Origin of the sequence: Paenibacillus sp. FSL R7-0313 (assembly GCF_037969885.1) — a bacterium.
Lineage (GTDB): Bacteria > Bacillota > Bacilli > Paenibacillales > Paenibacillaceae > Paenibacillus.
On record NZ_CP150219.1, the window covers coordinates 1,209,059 to 1,227,341 of the forward strand.

General features: G+C 41.1%; 13 protein-coding genes. 10 read left to right on the forward strand and 3 right to left on the reverse strand.

Going from position 1 to position 18,283, the window contains the following annotated elements; all coding sequences use genetic code 11:
• The first annotated feature begins 228 nt into the window (after nucleotides 1–228).
• The 3 genes from NSQ38_RS05405 (at nucleotide 229) to rlmH (ending at nucleotide 2,724) form a co-directional block, all read left to right on the forward strand.
• Entirely contained in the window at nucleotides 229–1,194 is a 966-nt protein-coding gene (locus NSQ38_RS05405) for an MBL fold metallo-hydrolase (RefSeq protein WP_339787509.1), read from the forward strand.
• A gap of 206 nt (nucleotides 1,195–1,400) precedes the next feature.
• Nucleotides 1,401–1,568: a CxxH/CxxC protein gene (locus tag NSQ38_RS05410; RefSeq protein WP_017691462.1), complete on the forward strand. Its 168-nt coding sequence runs from the start codon at nucleotides 1,401–1,403 to the stop codon at nucleotides 1,566–1,568.
• A gap of 676 nt (nucleotides 1,569–2,244) precedes the next feature.
• Nucleotides 2,245–2,724 (forward strand): 23S rRNA (pseudouridine(1915)-N(3))-methyltransferase RlmH, encoded by a 480-nt coding sequence (gene rlmH, locus NSQ38_RS05415; protein WP_017691463.1) that lies wholly within the window; start codon nucleotides 2,245–2,247, stop codon nucleotides 2,722–2,724.
• 41 nt (nucleotides 2,725–2,765) lie between these two features.
• Here rlmH and NSQ38_RS05420 read toward each other — a convergent pair whose 3' ends face one another.
• Nucleotides 2,766–3,623 carry a hypothetical protein gene (locus NSQ38_RS05420; protein WP_339787511.1) on the reverse strand — a complete coding sequence of 286 codons (858 nt, stop codon included), beginning with the start codon at nucleotides 3,621–3,623 and terminating at the stop codon, nucleotides 2,766–2,768.
• A 497-nt stretch (nucleotides 3,624–4,120) separates the two neighbouring features.
• Here NSQ38_RS05420 and NSQ38_RS05425 point away from each other — a divergent pair, with 497 nt between their 5' ends.
• From NSQ38_RS05425 to NSQ38_RS05455, 7 genes are all read left to right on the forward strand, one after another.
• The gene (locus tag NSQ38_RS05425) at nucleotides 4,121–4,633 is read left to right on the forward strand and encodes a DUF4365 domain-containing protein (RefSeq protein ID WP_339787513.1); all 513 of its coding nucleotides are present in this window, start codon (nucleotides 4,121–4,123) and stop codon (nucleotides 4,631–4,633) included.
• Nucleotides 4,630–5,739: a hypothetical protein gene (locus NSQ38_RS05430; RefSeq protein WP_339787515.1), complete on the forward strand. Its 1,110-nt coding sequence runs from the start codon at nucleotides 4,630–4,632 to the stop codon at nucleotides 5,737–5,739. The genes NSQ38_RS05425 and NSQ38_RS05430 overlap by 4 nt, the downstream gene beginning before the upstream one ends.
• Before the next feature lie 322 nt (nucleotides 5,740–6,061).
• Entirely contained in the window at nucleotides 6,062–8,032 is a 1,971-nt protein-coding gene (locus NSQ38_RS05435; protein WP_339787517.1) for a hypothetical protein, read from the forward strand.
• A 369-nt stretch (nucleotides 8,033–8,401) separates the two neighbouring features.
• Nucleotides 8,402–11,875 carry a hypothetical protein gene (locus NSQ38_RS05440; protein ID WP_339787519.1) on the forward strand — a complete coding sequence of 1,158 codons (3,474 nt, stop codon included), beginning with the start codon at nucleotides 8,402–8,404 and terminating at the stop codon, nucleotides 11,873–11,875.
• 294 nt (nucleotides 11,876–12,169) lie between these two features.
• Nucleotides 12,170–13,180, forward strand: a complete 1,011-nt coding sequence (locus tag NSQ38_RS05445; protein ID WP_339787521.1) for an AraC family transcriptional regulator — start codon at nucleotides 12,170–12,172, stop codon at nucleotides 13,178–13,180.
• A gap of 181 nt (nucleotides 13,181–13,361) precedes the next feature.
• On the forward strand, nucleotides 13,362–14,321 hold the full coding sequence (locus tag NSQ38_RS05450) for an SDR family oxidoreductase (RefSeq protein WP_339787523.1): 960 nt from the start codon (nucleotides 13,362–13,364) through the stop codon (nucleotides 14,319–14,321).
• 195 nt (nucleotides 14,322–14,516) lie between these two features.
• Nucleotides 14,517–15,143 carry a DUF2306 domain-containing protein gene (locus NSQ38_RS05455; protein WP_339787526.1) on the forward strand — a complete coding sequence of 209 codons (627 nt, stop codon included), beginning with the start codon at nucleotides 14,517–14,519 and terminating at the stop codon, nucleotides 15,141–15,143.
• 129 nt (nucleotides 15,144–15,272) lie between these two features.
• Here the strand turns inward: NSQ38_RS05455 and NSQ38_RS05460 are convergent, their stop codons facing one another.
• Nucleotides 15,273–15,668 (reverse strand): CPBP family intramembrane glutamic endopeptidase, encoded by a 396-nt coding sequence (locus tag NSQ38_RS05460; RefSeq protein WP_339787529.1) that lies wholly within the window; start codon nucleotides 15,666–15,668, stop codon nucleotides 15,273–15,275.
• Nucleotides 15,669–16,226: 558 nt separating this feature from the next.
• Nucleotides 16,227–18,251 carry a right-handed parallel beta-helix repeat-containing protein gene (locus tag NSQ38_RS05465; protein WP_339787532.1) on the reverse strand — a complete coding sequence of 675 codons (2,025 nt, stop codon included), beginning with the start codon at nucleotides 18,249–18,251 and terminating at the stop codon, nucleotides 16,227–16,229.
• Between the last annotated feature and the right edge of the window lie 32 nt (nucleotides 18,252–18,283).

Consider the following 18,283-nt stretch of genomic DNA (forward strand, 5'->3'; position numbering starts at 1 on the left):
AGTAGATTTTTTGAATAAATAACTTGACATTCGCAGTTAGTTGTAACTATAATGATTACATTATATAAGTTGTAACTGTAGTTGTTACATATAATGATTTGAAGGGGGATTAAGTCGAAGCAATTGTACAACCAGACTATAGGATGGTTTAAGAAATCAACGGAATTGGCTGCTAGATGCATTGATATGGATGAATGGCAGCGACATAAAGAGAGGAAGATCAATTCAATGTTTACTAAAAAATCATCAATGGGCGTTATGCTCGCTCTATGTTTCATGTTAATTCTGAGTGCTTGTGCGGGTACAGCAAGTAAAGCCGAAAATGCGGAAGACTCAAATGCTGCTAGTGCTGGAAATACAAAGAGCGAGGAAACAAACACACCAGCGGTAGAGCTGAAAGTGACCACCTATAATCCTGGGGAAAACAGCATTTTTGGCGTTTCATCAAACCTGATTGAAGGTCCAACTGAAATCGTGCTCGTTGATGCGCAGTTCCAAAAGAATGATGCCGAGCAATTGGTCAAAATGATTAAAGAAACGGGTAAAAAACTGACCACCGTATATATCAGCCACAAGGACCCGGACTATTACTTCGGTCTATCGGTAATCCGTGAGGCGTTCCCTGATGCAAAAATCGTTGCGACTCCAGCAACGGTGGAAGGAATCAAGGAAACAATTCAAGTGAAGAATGAATATTGGAATCCGATTCTGAAAGAAAATGCACCAACTGCACAGATTGTTCCGGACGTTCTTGACGGTGCTCAATTGACCTTAGATGGAGAAACCGTAGAGATTATCGGTCTAGAAGGTTCCGATCCGTCCCATACGTTCCTGTGGATTCCTTCCATTAAAACTGTTCTGGGTGGCGTTCCTGTCTATGAAAATTCGCACGTCTGGATCGCAGATAACCAAACGCCAGAGAGCCGTGACTACTGGCGCCAACTGCTGGACCAAATTATTGCATTGAATCCAGAGCGAGTGATTCCAGGTCATTACCTGGGTACCAGTGCCGGGGATATATCGAGTGTTACGTTCACCCGTGATTATATTGCTAAATTTGAAGCAGAGGTAGAAGCAGCCAAAGATTCAAAAGAACTGATTGCAGCCATGGAAAAAGCATATCCGGACTTTAAGAATACAGGCGATCTGGAGACGAGCGCTCAGGTAATTAAAGGCGAAATTTCTTGGCCTTAAGTATAACAATGGACTTCTAGAAACGGTATAAGTAAAAGGCAAACATCCTTATCCTGTTAAGTGGGAGGGATGTTTTTGCTGTCATTAGGCGTGTAGGGGTTTCTTTTCGGCGGCAGGTGTGATAGAACTGAGAAGTGGCTATCCTGTAATGGGATAAGCGGTTGTGAATCGGGAACATAGCTGGTTACAGAAAGGATGCTTAACGGATGTACGTTGTATGCAAAGAACACGTGGACATTGCCATCGACATGTTTGTCGATGAGTATGAGGACGCTCCAGATATCGTTGATCTGAAGGAGACGGAATTTGCCGATTGGGACCCGCCTGCGAAGTGCGCCGAGTGCGAACAGCATGCGGAATTTCTCGTCGTTTAGCGTACTGTAGGACTTAGATGGCCGGAGGCGTGACTTAAGGTGGCGCTTCGGGCTGACTTTCCATCCGGTATGAACATCACAGCAAGAAGCCAAGGAGAGCGTGATGAGCGCTCTTTTTGTGTTTATGGGGGAATGAGTGGTTGTTAGGCAGCGTGGCGTTGGCGAGGATTGTGGGGGATGACGGTGGAGTAGGGGAGAGTAATAGGTAAAGTTAGTTAGGTGCGGAGTTCCGAGTTGGGAGTGAGCTAGTTTGTAGAAAAGGTGCAAGGTGTGTAGGTAATAGAATGGAAGCTGCTGAGGCATGGGGAAAGTAGAATTTGGGTGACAGCGATGTCGGTAGGGACGGTGGCGTGGCTGGGTTGGGCGGAGTAACTCTAAAGAACCTGACAGACCTTATTCGGGGCAAACACCGCCTGGTTGAAATCTAACGAATCGTAGACACGTTATCTTACTGAAATGGCCTGGAAATAGGTGGGAAACGCTTGTTTTAACTGGGATAGCGTGTTTCAGATTCGTTAGATTTTAAAGGAGCCGAAATGGGGCTGAATAAGGTGTGTGGGGTTCATTAGAATTTGGAGAAATGTGTAGTATAGGTAATACAGTTGGAACGAACGATGCGATGAAGCATCTTACTTATAGGAAATCTCGCAAGACAATTTAGGAGGAATGGATTGATATGTTTATTCAGATTATTGGCGTAGGCAAATTGAAGGAAAAATATCTCACGCTGGGTATTCAGGAATATGCCAAGCGTCTCGCCCCGTACATCAAGTTTCAGATGATCGAGGTCGCAGACGAAAAGGCGCCCGATACCCTGAGCGAAGCTGAGGTTCGGGCGGTGAAAGAGCGCGAGGGCGAACGCATCCTCGCGCATGTGAAGAGCGAGGCGCATGTCGTCGCGCTCGCATTGGATGGCCAGCTCTGGAGTTCTGAAGAGCTGGCATTGGAGATCGACAAGCTCGGCACATATGGGACGAGCCATGTCGTGTTTGTCATCGGAGGAAGCCACGGGCTTTCCGATGAGGTGTTGCGCCGCGCGAAGCAGCGCTTGAGCTTCGGGCGCATGACCCTGCCGCATCAGCTTATGCGGCTGGTGCTGGTGGAGCAGATTTATCGTGCGGTGAAGATTAATCGGGGTGAACCCTACCACAAGTAGGGCGAAATTTTGCGCCTGGAGTTTCTTGGGGTGTATACTTTTTAAGGTTTGCATGTTATGTGAGCTTGGGAACCTAACTCTCTACATGTAGAAATAAAGGATGATAGTAGCCAAAACAGTTGTATAGTTTGTGCCGAAGTGTTACCCCCCTTCCGTAGCTCATTGAGTTCAGATAGAACTCTATTTTTTGAGATATAATTTACTACTATATAGATGTAATTAGTTGTATTAGGATGATTCAGAGTTTTTGTAAAGCTTGTAATTCCATTCTCTACGCTATCTCCTTTTCGCATCATTTCAATACCTGATCCAGTGTAATGAGAGCTCCAACGGGTTCTTTTTTGTTCAAGTTGTGCAGTGGATGGAGTCATGTTTCCTATATTTTTTAATGCTTGACCAATTACAACTTGGAAGTCGCTAGCTGAAAATTGCGATGATGCATGCTTTGCATGATAAAAACTTACTTTCTTTTGATTATCTATTGAAATAAAATCAGCGAATTCATTTCCAAGATCATCACAAAATAGGTAGTCTGCGTTAACTGCTAGAACGGAATCTACAAAATCAAAAAGAGTATTACTTTCAAAGCGAGTCATATGCGATGCAATGTTTCCTTTTTCTGAGAGAGTACCTTCTAGCGCGGAGTATTCTTCAAAAACATCAATAAAAGATTCTAAATTTGCAAGTAGTTTACTGTCTTTAAACAACTTTTTGTTTGTATAAACAATATCAAATTCAGAAAATGTTACTATGAAGTTCTGCATATTATTAATGTAATCAATAAGTCTTATCTCTGATGCAGCATAAACAATGTAGATGTGTTTAAGTTTTGACGAACTGATTTTTATAGAGCTTTTAAGTTTCTTCAATCGTAAACTTTTATCAATAGAACTCGTCACCCGGTAGATGCCTCTTTCAGCTCCATCGATGTTAGAAACATTTATTTCACAAAAAATGTTAAAATAATTTATGATTTTTTGAAAATCAATTGACCGTTTTTTTTGTTCATCGGTTCGATACTCTATACGTTCAATATCTCCCCTATTTGTTTTGAATCGAATGTTCCCTTTTGTATTGTTTCAATTCATATATGCGAATGCTTCAAATCCATTGTTGAGAGAGATCAGGTAGGAGGAACACATTTTTCCTGAGTTTTTAAACTCTAAAAAGCGGGGACTTAATGGATCAAAAAGTGTGAGTCGATAATAATAAATTTGGCATCAATAATATGTCGAATTCGCTCGAATTTTGTTGTGGGGACAAATATGATTGTATTCAATACTGAAAAATTACATAATTATGTTTATATTCCGAAGCAAAGTATAAGAAACCGGACTATAACTACAAGAGATTGAATATTTTTCCTTATTATCTACGTGGAATTGGGGGGAGTGACATGACAGTAAGTGTCCAGAGTATCGAGGAGTCTTTATCTGTTTCTTACGTTAGTGCTGTAGTTGCGAAAGCTGGCGCTTCATTTGATATAGTTTCACGAGACTACGGAGTGGATGTTTGCGTTCGGCGTATTGATAAATTTAATGGTCTACTAATGGATATGGGGGTATCTTTTGATTTCCAACTGAAATCAACAATTAATTGGAAAGTTGATGGGTCTTTTATTGTATACGATATAGAAGTCGATGCTTATAATAAGTTAGTTTATAGACATACCGCAAGTTCAACCCCATGTTTACTAGTAGTACTATGCTTGCCCAAAGATTCAAGTGAGTGGATATCTCTAACTGAAGACGAACTCAAGCTCAGGAAGTGTGGGTATTTCTTTTATGTAAAAGGAGAAATGACTCAGAATAAAAAAACCACTAGAATACGAATTCCCAGAGATAATGTTCTAACACCTGATGCAGTAAGGACTTTAATAGAAGATGCTAGAGTAGGTGTTTTGAAATGAGTAAAATACCATTAGTAAACTTAATTAGATATCTTAGAGAAAATGAGTGGACATCTAGTGATCATCCGAACCAAAAAATTATCCTTTTTAAAGGACCGACAAGTGATTCTGGTATACCAATAGAAGTAGGTGTTCCGAAAAATGAAGGCTACATAGATTATAATAGAAGGGTAGATGATGTACTTCGTATAGTTGCTTCGTTAAGGGGCGTAAGCATTCAAAAGGTTATTGATGAAGTGCGGTTAATGAGTCATGATATTTTTAAGGTGCGGGTTCTGAATACTGGTGAGTATACAAATAGTATACCATTACCATATGCTGTTGATTCTTTAAAATCTTTAAGAGATTTGTTTGTGTATGGAGCATGTTCTGAACAAGTTAGCCTTCCATCTTTCGAGAAACCACTCCAAGTAGGGATAAAACATGGTGAATTATGTCGGTTCGGGCATACATTTGAGGGGAGTTTTGGTCTAGCTATTAACTCACCCATAATTGATGAATATGTTCAAATTGAAATGTTTGAAGACTTGAAGGCCATACCCTTTGAACGTAAAGTAATGGAAAGGATTATTCGCGGTATAGAATTACTAAGCCAATCTGTACAAGAGAATGATGGTGATATTTTAGTTAATAACTTCGAAACAGCCTTTAACTCTAGAATGTGTGAATCATTACTTGAACTTTCATCAAATAAATCAATTAATATTGGGATAAATGTGGAATGGAGTCCAAAGTTTGAAGTTTCAGAAGATATATCGGTTAACAATGAATGGGTTCTTTCAAGGGCTTCATATGAGGTGTTAGAGTATGCGGCATATGAGTTAAACAAAATTGAACCTTATTACGATACTATATATGGAAACATAGTAACATTGCATTCTAATAAAAATCCAATGAGTGATGAAGAATTTTTAAGACAAGCTACTGTAAGACACGATATGAACGGAAAGAAAATCCTTGTAAAATTAGACTTAAATAAACAAAACTATGCTATCGCCTACGAGGCACACGGTATAGGAGCACCAATAAAGGCTTCAGGAAAACTATTCAAGAAAGGAAACACATGGAAGATGGTGGATATCTCTAAAATTGTAATATTGGAATAGGATAAAATAATTGAGGGTTTAAAAGAATGTAAATTTGAGGTGAATAAGAACTTCAGTATATTCATTAACAACTTAACCCTTTTCTATTATAAGATTTCGGCCATCTCTCCAGCTGTAATTAATATTTGAGATTTCAAACCATTTCTCAAATATGATCGTTTGTTCAACATTTTTAATTAAGTTTACAGGTACCCCTTCGGTTTTTGAAAAATCTCAGAGTTAATTTGTCCTCATCGATAGATAACTGCCTTTAACGGAGAGGTAAATAATAATCTAAATCTGGTTATACTGAGAATACAATTTTTGAACGTAGGAGGGTAACATGATAAAGTTTAATCCCTTTGATCCATTAGAGGCAAAACATATTGTGAACTCTGATGTCGCATTGAGATCAGTAAAGAGAGAAATACTTAATATTTTAGCATCTTATGTCGGTTGGTTTGATCCATTTGCAGAAACTATTCAAAATGCTCTAGATTCCGTAGAAGAGCGGTCTGAGCAGGAAGATAGTAAATATGTACCCTCAGTATTTATAACCATAGACATACAGAAGAATCGGTTGATTGTTACTGATAATGGAATAGGATTAGATGAGCAAAAGTATAAATCATTTCTAGCTCCTGATTTTTCATTTAAATCAGGTAAAACTAGAGGGCATAAAGGTGTAGGTGCTACTTACTTAGCATATGGGTTTAATTACTTGCAAGTATGCACAAAAACAGAAGATTATTACGCAGTGGGGAAAATCCTTGACGCCCGGAAATGGTTACATGATGAAAGCCCTTCGGGAAATCCAGTAGTGAAATATGATGAAGCTGGTGCAACAGATAAATATTTCAATGAAATAGATAGAGGTGTCTCTGTTTGTTTGAAATTTGATAAACAAACACATCCTAAGGATCTTAGTTGGTTAAAAGCTGATACAGCAGAAGCGTGGTTTCAAATACTCTCAATTAAGACGGGCATTGGAGCATTTATTCAAAATAAAGATATTGATGTGAGTATAAAAGTCATTTCCAAGGCTGGTGTCCAGACTGAAAAGCAAATAAGAGGTATAAAATATCTTTGGCCACATTTGGTTGTAAGAAAGTCTGCTTCTTACACTGATATAGAGAACAAAAGAGCAGATTTGTTCTTAAAAGGAAAAGATACAAATAGGCTTCCCTCAGCATATAAAGACTTGGATATCATTTATGATTTTTGGGACACAGAAAAAATAGTTGAACTCACAAATCTAGAGGCTGATGATGAAGCCATGGATATATGCAATAAATATCTTCCCAATGTTTACATTGCGTATACATTCACAACGAAAACCTGGGATAAAATAAATGAATCACTTGGCTTGCGAAATAACTATAGGATAATGTATGGAGGAATCCAAATTGCAGCCAATAATATGCCTCAAGGCGAAATAATTCAAATTCCTTTAAAAAGATATATAGGGCGACAAAACCAGGTACATGTAGTGATACATTTTGATAATTGTAGTCCTGATCTGGGAAGAAAGGGATTTCAAAGTGAAATTGTAGAGTTCGCCAAGGAAATTTCAAGAAAACTAATTGAAGGACCGCTACAGCGGGTGGGGTTTACCTTGAAATCCAACACTGGGGCAGCACCCGATCTTCTAAGAGAAAAAAGGGTGGAAGACTGGAAGAGGGACATGGCTCAGTATGAATTGGAAAATCCACTGAAGTTGATTAATGAGCATTTCTTCTTACCGACCAAAACAATTTCAATAACATCTAAACCTACAAGAGAGCAAGATGTAATAGCTTTGTTTAATCAGCTTTTAGCTGGTGGAGTTATTCGTGGGGTTAGAATAATGTCAACTAATGAGCGTTTTACCTACGATGGGCTGTATAGAATTATTGTCACAGAGCCTACAGATTACCATATTTACAATCAGGAAACTAATCCACTAGGCGTTTTTGGTGAAACTTTAGAAAGCATTAATGAAATTCCGTTTATATCAAGCCCTAAAATTTTGGAATATAAATTTTCATTGGATGGATTAATTGAAAATATTCAAGACAGTTCTAAAAATTCAAATGATATAGGACTTGTTGTTGTCTGGGAAACCGGAGATTTTTATGTAGGGAATTACAAGATAACTTCGTTATTGGATAAAAACAATACTGATTTACGTCAATATCACGGTTTAACGCATGTTATGACAAATGTCACAACAGGTCAAAGAGAAATGGACTTGATCATACTGGAAGAACTAATAGAATTTCTAAATGATCCGATTACAGCTCAACAAAAACAAGTGGATAAATACGAAGATTAAAAATTAGAGACGTCCGGACTTAACCGACGTCTCTAATTTTAGTGGTAAAGAGACATGAATTAGATACAATGAAAGAAATAGGGCGAAATTTTTGATTTCTCAGCAGATAGGAACGAAAAGTTCTTTGGGACATAAGGAATTGCAAAGCAGTCATTCCTCAAAGCGGTTCATCTCTTAGTAGGCATCATTTTAGTAAGAAGGGACTGACTGAAGCTACTGGCTTTGATAAGCATTAATGATCGCTGCCTTTTATCTTATATGAGTGTGTGCATAATATACAAATGTAAATTGCATTTTTATGTATTTGGAAATTATACTTATAAATGAAAAAAAGAAATCAAAAAAACCTGCTGAATTGGAGATGAGTAAATGATGATTGTAGAGGTTTTAAATAGCAGGTCGAATAATGGAAATATGGCTTCTAAGCTATTGCTTCTGTTAAACGAGGTTTGTGAACACGCGACACAACATTTGAAACTAGTCTTACAGCAATTGCCTGAATTTGATATTCACGATGCTTCTCACAGTGGTATGGTTGTACATAATATGGAATCTCTCTTGAGAGACAAAGTAGATGAGTTATCTATTTACGAATTATTCCTACTTCAAATGTCCGGTTTTTTACATGATTGCGCTATGGCTTTACCTGCTTGGGAGCTCAATCTCCTAAAAATGACTGAAGGAATTGGCGAGTTCGTTCGGAATGATTTGGGGAAGTCGTATGCTAATGATGGAAACCCTCCATACAAATTGTCATCCGCTATTCAGCTTATAGAGACCCATAAGCCTCAATTATATGAGGACTTTGAAAAAGTGAGCACTTTTATTTTTTCTTCCCCTTCTGAGTCTGAAATGCAACGTGATTTAGCTGAAAGACTCATTGACTATCAAGAGTTTAGAAATGGTTACACTGATGAATTAAAGAAAAAAGCTCTTAATGGTAGCTATACTGAATTTTTTGAGTTGAGTGACTTAATTCGATACGAATTTACTCGGCAAACGCACCCTCAGAGAGTTGAAAAATATATTCGCAACCTTGCTTCTTTATTTGAAGCTCGTCTTGGTGGAGTGTGGGGAGATAAACTGGCAAATGATTTAGCACGAATATGTCGGTCGCATGGAGAATCAATGAATTATGTTAAAACCCTTGAGGAGCACACAGCATACCATGGACCAGAGTCTGCAAATTTACAATTCGTTGCCGTGCTACTTCGTCTTGCAGACATATTGCATTTCAGTCATGATAGAGCACCACAATCATTATTTATTGAAAAAATGATTCGCTCGAAGGAAAGCCTTCTTCACTGGAAGGTAAAGTTTCAAGGAATTAATTACAGTTTAGATGAGTCAGACGCAAATGGACGGATAAAAATAAAATACATGGCTTATTGCGATGAACCAAGTCTCTATTACTTCATACAGGAATATCTAGACTGGGTTGACGTAGAAATAGACAATTACTTTCGTCTCATTCACGGCATGGAGTATTCCGTTCAAACAAGACACCTTGCCGAAAGATATAGATTAAACATTGCGAATACAGTGGACAGGTCACAGGTTCAATACGATAATAGCAAATTTACCCCTGTACCCGACATGAAATTTACTCTTGAACAAAACAAGATTCTTGAATTACTAATGGGTGTTGGGCTTTATAAAAATAAATTCTTATGTTTACGCGAACTCTATCAAAATGCACTCGATGCTTGTCGCTGTATGATGGCAATATATGATAATCAATCAGTAGGTATACGTGGAAAAATTGAATTCGGGCTTGGTATATCTAAAGAAGGTGGCAGACAGCGGACCTATATATACTGTCTAGATAATGGTGTTGGTATGAATAAGCACCAAATAACAAATTTCTTCTTAAAGATTGGCAACTCATTTTATAAATCTAAAGAGTTTCAAAAACAAAATGCCTTGTTAAATAGCAGTTTTAAACCAACTTCTCAATTCGGAATTGGAATATTGTCATGTTTCATGGTAGGAGATAAATTAGAAGTTACTACTAGATCTCTTGCTGTCGATGGAACAACTTCCGAGCAGCCAATTCGTTTTTCAATTGACGGGCCTCACGAGAAGTTCTATTACATGACACCAGACGCGCTTGACTTAGAAAAATTGGGAAGGCACGGAACCTTGATTAAGGTATATCTATCTGATGACGTGATTATTTATGATCACAAAATCGATGAACTTCAACTAGTGATTCACGGAAGTAAATCGCAAGAATTTAAGCAAAGTAGACCAGCTGTTTATGAAAAGTGGGATTCACATATCTACAATTTGATAAGCAGTTCTTTAGCGATTCCGAAGGAAGACGTTGATGTATTGGTGGCAATCAATAATGGGACACCTGAAAAAGTCATTCCTTGGGGAACTCCAATTAACTTGAAAGATTATCCTTCTGAGGATTTGAAACTTATTTATTCAGAGCATAGATATCTTTCAGATGGATATAAGGTATTAGATGATTATTTAAAAGTTAGAGACTTTATTAACCTACAGGAACATAGTATACGTGTCGAAGATATTGAGTATCGTTTTTTACTAAGCTTACCTTTACCAGGCATGCCTGAAGTAGACTATCGAGTGCTTTCTTTTCAACCTGTATTATATAGGATCCCTAATGTTCTTGTTGATGGAGTTGTAGTCGAAATACCAATACACCAATTTCATGATGTAGCAGAAATAGGAACAATAAACTTTGTAGGTATGGAACGTCCGCAATTGTCTGTTGACAGAAACTCTATTACAAATATTCCTCAAGGACTTGATGATTCTATTAGTAAGCTTCCAGAAAATCTTGCTAGTACAGTTGTCTTGGAAATTAGTAAACACATTGAACATTATAATTTAAAGTCAGGCTCTCCTGAGGTGAAAAAGTTATGGAATTATATATTTCACAAATTTCATAAATTTTCTAATTGGTTGATCGGTCAACTCGCAGTTATTCCAGAAGCGAATATGATACTTGATGACATTTCATTGTTTAGAGAGAAGCAAGTCTCTGTTGGCGATATTATAGATTCTCAAAATTTAGTATTAAAGAGGTTCGACAGTAGACTACTTGAACCCACCGGCGAACTTGTTTTTCTTGGCAAAATTGTGGAAGCTAGTAACATAGAAGTTAAGGATATAGATGTGCGTATTGAATCATCAACGTTTCGTAGCGTTACTATTCCAATGCGTCATTTTGGACCGGATCAAACTCTCCCATTAGTAGTTAGAGCAGATAAGTGGGAAGGTGAATATTCCCAATATGATTTGGTGTCTGGGTTATGGCCGATAATTTCACCTTCACTATACGACAGATTGTTGTATGGATATGAGACTACTGAAATCTCTTCAAAAATGAAGGCAGTAGCCGATCACTCAAATTCAATTTCAGGACTTGCTGGAATTGATCCAGCACAGATACATCAAAGATTGGGTATGTTTATGCCGGAACGAGACGTTTTTAATCGTAAACAAAATCTTGTAAAAAAATTTGATCGATCAGTAAATAAATTTTGGCTTCAAGAGCTAAATCAACATGGAGAGTTGATACGCAAACATAAGCAAGACTTTATACTGTTTGGGTTTATTTCTCCAAGACAGTTGAGTGAGGAAGAGTTAATATCTCTTGAAGATATTAAAGATGAAGATCCTATATACTATGATGGGGCTCAAAACGGGTGGAGTGTCTTAATTTTGGGTAAAACATCTGATTTTGTTATTTTACCAGGAGTAGTCGATCGTGCATCAATTGTAGCAGCGATTAAACCTTCATTCTGGAAAAAGTCAGATAACATTCAATACCTTTTCACAGATGGAACCGTATTAGAACCAGCACAATAACTGTGTAATTTTCCGTTATGTTATTGTTTGGAATATAATTACAGTGCAATCATTAAATAATCTAAGAGGGTGTTCCAAAAGTAAATCTTGGAACAGCCTCTTAAGTTTCGCCCTACAACCGATACGGTGAACCGTATCATAAGTAAAGCAGATTGGGAGGCGATAGCGAGAAATGCTGTCCGCTTCGTGCTAGCAGGGAATCCCCTCGGACTTGCAGAAGGGTAGACTTGAGATATCCATGCTAATTTAACTTTAATGCTTAAGCTTTCTGGATGCGCCTGTGGTATCATGAACATGCCTATCATCCCGTTACATCTGAGGGGGAAGAAGTTGCTTGTGAACATGGACAATTACTATAAATATGAGGATGTATCTGTATTAGATGATGCCAATTCAGCGCTAGATAGTGAAGCAGCTCGATTGGCAAGTTTGATTTACACGCATACTTCGCAGGATGGGACCTATGCTTCACCGATCCATGGTCTCTATGTGAACCGATATTCGCAAGTAGAAGCGGCGGATGATGTTCACACTATGTTCTCACCGGTAATCTGCATTGCAGCGCAAGGGAAAAAGCGAATTACCGCAGGCAAGGATGCTTATGAGTATAGTGCTTCGCGAATGTATATTGCCCCCGTTGCCTTGCCTGTTGCGATGAAAATCATGCAGGCCAGCCCCCAAGTACCGTTCTTGGGGATAGGTCTATACCTCGATCCGCAAAGGATTGCTTCGTTGCTGCCGATGGTATTTCCTAATGGTTTACCGGAGGTTCGCAATCGCAGTGCGTGCTATGTCATCGAAGCAGACTTGGCCATGATGAACGCCGCTGCAAGATTGATGGCTTGCCTGTCCTCTCCCGATGACGCTCAAATGCTGGCTCCATTGGTGAAAGACGAGATTTATATCCGCATCCTCCGTAGCCCAATCGGTGTTTATGTTGCCGAGACTGTTCTGGCGGAATCGGGCATGCAGCAGGTTGCAAAAGCGATTGATTGGCTCCAAAATAACTTTTCTCAGCCGTTGAAAGTAGCGGATTTGGCGGAGCTGGTCCATATGAGCGAATCGTCGTTTCGCGAGTATTTCAGATCGGCTACTGCGATGAGCCCTCTGCAATATCAAAAGGTGCTGCGCCTGCAAGAGGCGAGGCGTCTAATGTTATCCAGCTCCATTGACGCAACTACGGCGAGCCGGCGTGTAGGCTATTTGAGCGATTCCCAATTTAGCCGCGATTACAGCCGATTTTTTGGGTGTCCTCCAACTAGAGATATCACAAGGTGGCGTCAGGACCAGCAAAAGTTGAAGTGAAACGCACATGTAAACGGCTTTTCAAATTTCCGCGGGCATAGAGCCTAGCGGATTTTTCCTTTTTAAGCGGCGGAATCTGTTGAATCAGGCAAAAACTCCGACGGAAAAGGCAAAGACCGCAGTAGTCAATCCCCTATACTAAGAGTAAACATCCTATCGATAGGAAAGGGGATTTCTGAAAATGCGTGTATTGGTTACAGGGGCGACAGGCTTCATCGGAGGGGCGGTCGTTCGCGAACTGCTGAATGCCGGTCATCAAGTGGTTGGTCTTGCCCGTTCTGAAAAAGCCAGCAAACGGCTTACGGCACTGGGTGCCCAGGTTCAAGTCGGTTCGATTGAGGATTTAGCAGGCTTGTGCAAAGTGGCTGCTGCAGTAGACGGGGTCATTCATTTGGCCTTCTTCCACAAGTTCTCGCATGCAGGCCTTCCAACTCGGCTTAGGGTTTTATTCGGCGGGACTCCTCGTCATGTAGTGATGCGATTTATGAAGGCTGCAATTGAGACCGATAGGCGAGCCATCGAGACACTTGGCACCTCCTTACCCGCCGGTGACCGGGCGCTTGTCGTCGCGATGCCTACGATGACGCTTACTCCCGGTCGTCTCGGAACGGAGGCCAGCGCTGGGGATCCTCAATCGCAAGGTGGATTACGCATCATTTCAGAACATACCACCCTAGACTTGGCGAATCGTGGGATACGTTCCTCGATTGTACGCCTCCCACCGATCGTACACGGTGAAGGCGATAAGACGGGCTTGTTCCCAAATCTGGTGAACATCGCTCGCAAGAAGGGGTTCTCCGCCTATACAGGCTCCGGTAACAACCGTTGGCCATCCGTGCATCTACTGGATGCGGCGCGCCTTTTTAGACTCGCCTTAGAACAAGCTCCGGCAGGGTCCCGGTTTCATGCAGTGAGCGAAGAGGGCATTCCATTTCAAGAGATCGCCACGGCTTTGGGCCTCCATTTGAACTTGCCGGTCCAAGGTATTGGGGTTGAAGAAGCAGGTAAACATTTCGGATGGCTTGCACCCTTTACGAAAACGGATAATCCGGCGTCCAGTGCGTTGACGCAGGAGCGTGTAGGATGGAAACCAGTACATCCTACCCTTTTAGATGATATTCAGAAGGGGTATTATTTCTAACTGTAAAGCTGGGAGGAAGCGAAGATCCGTTTGCACCAAAAGTACGGCAGGAAACTTGACCACGACAAGCGTTGAATTTGTATGTCCCTTTCTGGCTGATGCCTTAATCGAGAAGATCGGTATTGACTCTATAGCCACTATAGGGTTTAAAGGGACAACAGCTTCACGGTGCATCAACGGAGGAGGATAATTCTAATGGGAAATAAGATGATTCGGGCACTCGTTTTCATTCTTGCATTTTCGATTGCCGGATACGCAATTGTTCAGTATGGCGTGCTTAAAGCTAGTGATGCAGGACTTGTCTCTTTCAAATTGCAAAAGCCGAATTTTGAACTCAAACCATGGATATATGTACTATACATCCATATTGTTACCGCGATATTTGCCTTGATCATAGGACCCTTTCAACTATTTATGAAGCCAACGAATGATAGGAAACGTTGGCATCGCCTATTGGGGTATGGATATGTTCTTTCGATTACAGTTAGTGGAATCGTGAGTGTGTATTTATCCCTTTTTGCCACGGGAGGTTGGATTGCCGGGCTTGGATTCATGTCGCTCGATGTATTGTGGGTTGCGACGACGCTTATTGCAACGAGAAAAATTATGGCGAAAGACATCCAAGCTCATAAAGCATGGATGCTTCGCAGTTATGCGCTTACTTTTGCAGCGGTCACGCTTCGAATCTGGTTAGCACCGCTGAATCTTCTGCTTGGCGATTTCGAGGCGGGGTTTCGGGTTGTCGCTTGGGTTTGTTGGATTCCTAATCTGCTCGTCATAGAAGCCGTGATTTCCAGAATGAGGTTGCGGCAGCGGCAATGATTCACAACTGCCAGCTACAGAAGGAACGCTAAATGCGCTCCTTCTGTACAATGAGAATTAATCGAATCAGTTCATGAGCTGGACAATCTTTTCAAGCTCCAACTTTCCATTCAAATAGCGGGAAACAAATCATGGCCGTTTCTGTGCAGCACCGATCAGCATCGGGTTGGCAATCACAATTTCCAGGATCACCGTAACAATAGAGCCATCCAGGCCAAAATCTCCCCCCGTAAGCCATGCCGCGCCGTTAGCCTTCACCGTAAACAACCCGGCCGCAGGGAGTTCGGACACAGGAATGCCAAGCGCATCTTCAAGTGCGTTCCAAGCAAAATGCAGCCCCATGGCGAACCACAAATTACGCCGCCACAAGAATGCAGCTCCGAGCAGAACCCCTGCTTTCAGGGTGATGGCAAGTGCGCTCCATAGTGTCGCTCCTGGATTGCCAAGATGGAAGGCCCCGAAGGTAAGCGAGGTTACCGCAAGTGCAATCCAGCTGCCCCATAATTTCTGTATAGATTGAAGCATCAATCTACGAAACCGAAGATAATCGTACCCTGAGCAGCGGAGGGGGATTCTCTGCGACGCGACCGGGACGATCAATTATAAAATGGATGAGTTTCTTCCTTTCTTCTTCCTTATTATTGAACGTCTTTTTGTAGGTGTCTGATATTCTAGCTGTTGTAATAGAAAGTTAAAATTCCTGTTATCTTTGTACTCAGCCATACATAACCTCACCCCCAATACTTCATATCTATATTTTACCACTATGGGGTTGTCTGCTGTATTTACCTTCAAGTTCGACATTCAATTAAATTTGGCGTGAGCAACTATAGGTACGATAGCTGAACGGAATCAGCAGATCGCTGTGTAGCAGTTCCTCTCGTTTTTTTTCGCCGATAACCCTGTTAAGCTAAACCGTACCACAAGTAACAGCGGAATACTTTTGATAAAAAAAGAGATTACCCGAAAGAAAACAGAGTATCGTTCACCAATTAAAAGCCTCTATCCCGATTAGCGGAATAGAGGCTTTACACATGATAGAGACCAATCACCTAAAATCATGACTGGATCCTCAATCATAAACTAAATTTCAAAATCAAGAGTACCCTGTTCGGTTAATTCAAACGGACCAGGTGTAACATTTGCATCGGGTCTCTTTGTTCCGAAGAAATCAGAGTCAAAATGATATGGACTGCTGTCCGGCTCCTCAAACTTCATGTTGGCGTGATAAGTCTTTCCAAGCAGATCCGTGGTAACTAACATTGCAGAGGTTCCCCGAAGCAATTCGGGATCATGAATCTGAATGTGCACTTTGCCTAGTGCAGGATCAATTTCAACGTTTATACCCTTCTGTGAATAGATCTTCGTATCCGATTCGTGACGACTTGGAACCGCATCGTTAAGAAATACATTGCCACCCATGGCCACCGGAAGAACGGCATTGCCTATAAAGAAATCCTTCGCCGCATCGCCAAGCTCAAGAAGCTCCTCTTTGGTGTATTCCCACCATTTTTTATCTTTCACATCCGGATGTTGATCGTAGCCGCCCAGTCCCACAGCATGCAGATAACATATGGAATTGTCCGGAACACCATCCATGACGGTCTTCCCGTCCTCTCCAACTTCATCCCTTGGTTTAACGGGAAGATGCTCAAAAAAGGTGATGGGCATAGGCTCCTTATTAGGATCATTGTCTCCTATAAAGATATTGTTGTAGTACCTGTCATCGCCTCCAGTGATATTGGAGTATCCGGCCATGGCCGTCTCGTGAGGGAAGTGATATGGCGTAATACGGGTGATTTCGGAACGAACGACAAATCGGCCTGCAAACAAATTATGAGCAAATGCCCCGCCCTGAGCCATATTTCTGAAATTCATCGGAGAGAGAAATAGATTGTGATCGACCATATATGGACCATGGCACACCTCAACGAAGAGGTCCTCCGAAAGATTGTCAAAAAATACATTACGGCTGATGCGAGTGCCCTGTGCCTGCCAGTCCAGCCAAAGCGCACGGTAACAGCTATACATTATATTTTCGCCAATTTGAGTATCCAGTGAAGCATGCAGTTTAATTCCCGCTACTTCGGCACCGTGTCTGAGTCGTTTGTGGTGAATATTATAAATACGGTTCTGATATATGCGGCTGAAGGCTGCTCCCATATGACCCACAATACCAGCCTGTTCACAATCATGAATCACATTACCTCGAACTGTGTGACTGCCGATGTTATCTTTATGCCAGCCGGAGCGTAATGCTTGTAAAATAACCTCCTGCTCGCGTTGAGTACCACCTTTACTATGCTTCTCCAAAGACTTGGTGTGCCCTGTGCCGATCTCGGTACCCAGGCTAATACCAACGCATTTGGATTCACTGATTATATTGTTTTCAATAATCCAGCCCTTGCTCCAGTGAGGTCCAATCAAACCTTCCTGGTAATCTGTAGGTGGCGCCCATTGGGGGGAGGCCTGACGAAGAGTAAAACCGCTTACGGTGATGTAGTTAATTCCCGGTTTCTCAGGCCAGAAGCAATAAGGACGGACATTAATTTCTACATTTTCCTTACGAGGGTCTTTTCCACCAAAATTGGCCCAGATTTTGGTTGTCGTAGAACTAACCTCGGCATACCATTTTAACAACGAATCCTTGGGATACTTGGCTTCGGGCCAAACTTCAGGATTGTGAACGCTTTCAACACTATTGCACTCATATAATGATTTGCCATCCAAATAGACATCGCCGAGATGAACCGGGAAAGGCCCGTCAAACAACCAGTCTCCACTGAGCTCCACCTCAAAGGGATTACGAACGGAAAAGATAGAGTTGAGCACTTCTGTGCTCCATACATGGTCTCCTTCAGACTTCCAGTTGGTAATCCGCTCAGCTCCTGTAATCACAACTTCCCCATCTCCTGCGGATCGATATACGATTCGATGCTCCGCTGTTCCTCCATTCGCCGGGTTAACCCATTCCCTGTATACTCCCGCATGAACAATAACGGTATCACCAGCCATGGCATGAGCCGCAGCGCGTGATATGGTACGAAAGGGTTGATCTGCTGTTCCTTTTCCTTGATCATTCCCATGGTTGGATACATGATATTCCATAACAACTCTCCTTCTATTTAAAAATGTTTGTT

Coding starts and splice junctions, on each gene's coding strand:
- NSQ38_RS05445 (WP_339787521.1), top strand. CDS start 12,170: ATGCCTATCATCCCGTTACATCTGAGGGGGAAGAAGTTGCTTGTGAAC.
- NSQ38_RS05410 (WP_017691462.1), top strand. CDS start 1,401: ATGTACGTTGTATGCAAAGAACACGTGGACATTGCCATCGACATGTTT.
- NSQ38_RS05430 (WP_339787515.1), top strand. CDS start 4,630: ATGAGTAAAATACCATTAGTAAACTTAATTAGATATCTTAGAGAAAAT.
- NSQ38_RS05450 (WP_339787523.1), top strand. CDS start 13,362: ATGCGTGTATTGGTTACAGGGGCGACAGGCTTCATCGGAGGGGCGGTC.
- NSQ38_RS05435 (WP_339787517.1), top strand. CDS start 6,062: ATGATAAAGTTTAATCCCTTTGATCCATTAGAGGCAAAACATATTGTG.
- NSQ38_RS05460 (WP_339787529.1), bottom strand. CDS start 15,668: ATGCTTCAATCTATACAGAAATTATGGGGCAGCTGGATTGCACTTGCG.
- NSQ38_RS05425 (WP_339787513.1), top strand. CDS start 4,121: ATGACAGTAAGTGTCCAGAGTATCGAGGAGTCTTTATCTGTTTCTTAC.
- NSQ38_RS05455 (WP_339787526.1), top strand. CDS start 14,517: ATGGGAAATAAGATGATTCGGGCACTCGTTTTCATTCTTGCATTTTCG.
- NSQ38_RS05465 (WP_339787532.1), bottom strand. CDS start 18,251: ATGGAATATCATGTATCCAACCATGGGAATGATCAAGGAAAAGGAACA.
- NSQ38_RS05440 (WP_339787519.1), top strand. CDS start 8,402: ATGATGATTGTAGAGGTTTTAAATAGCAGGTCGAATAATGGAAATATG.
- rlmH (WP_017691463.1), top strand. CDS start 2,245: ATGTTTATTCAGATTATTGGCGTAGGCAAATTGAAGGAAAAATATCTC.
- NSQ38_RS05405 (WP_339787509.1), top strand. CDS start 229: ATGTTTACTAAAAAATCATCAATGGGCGTTATGCTCGCTCTATGTTTC.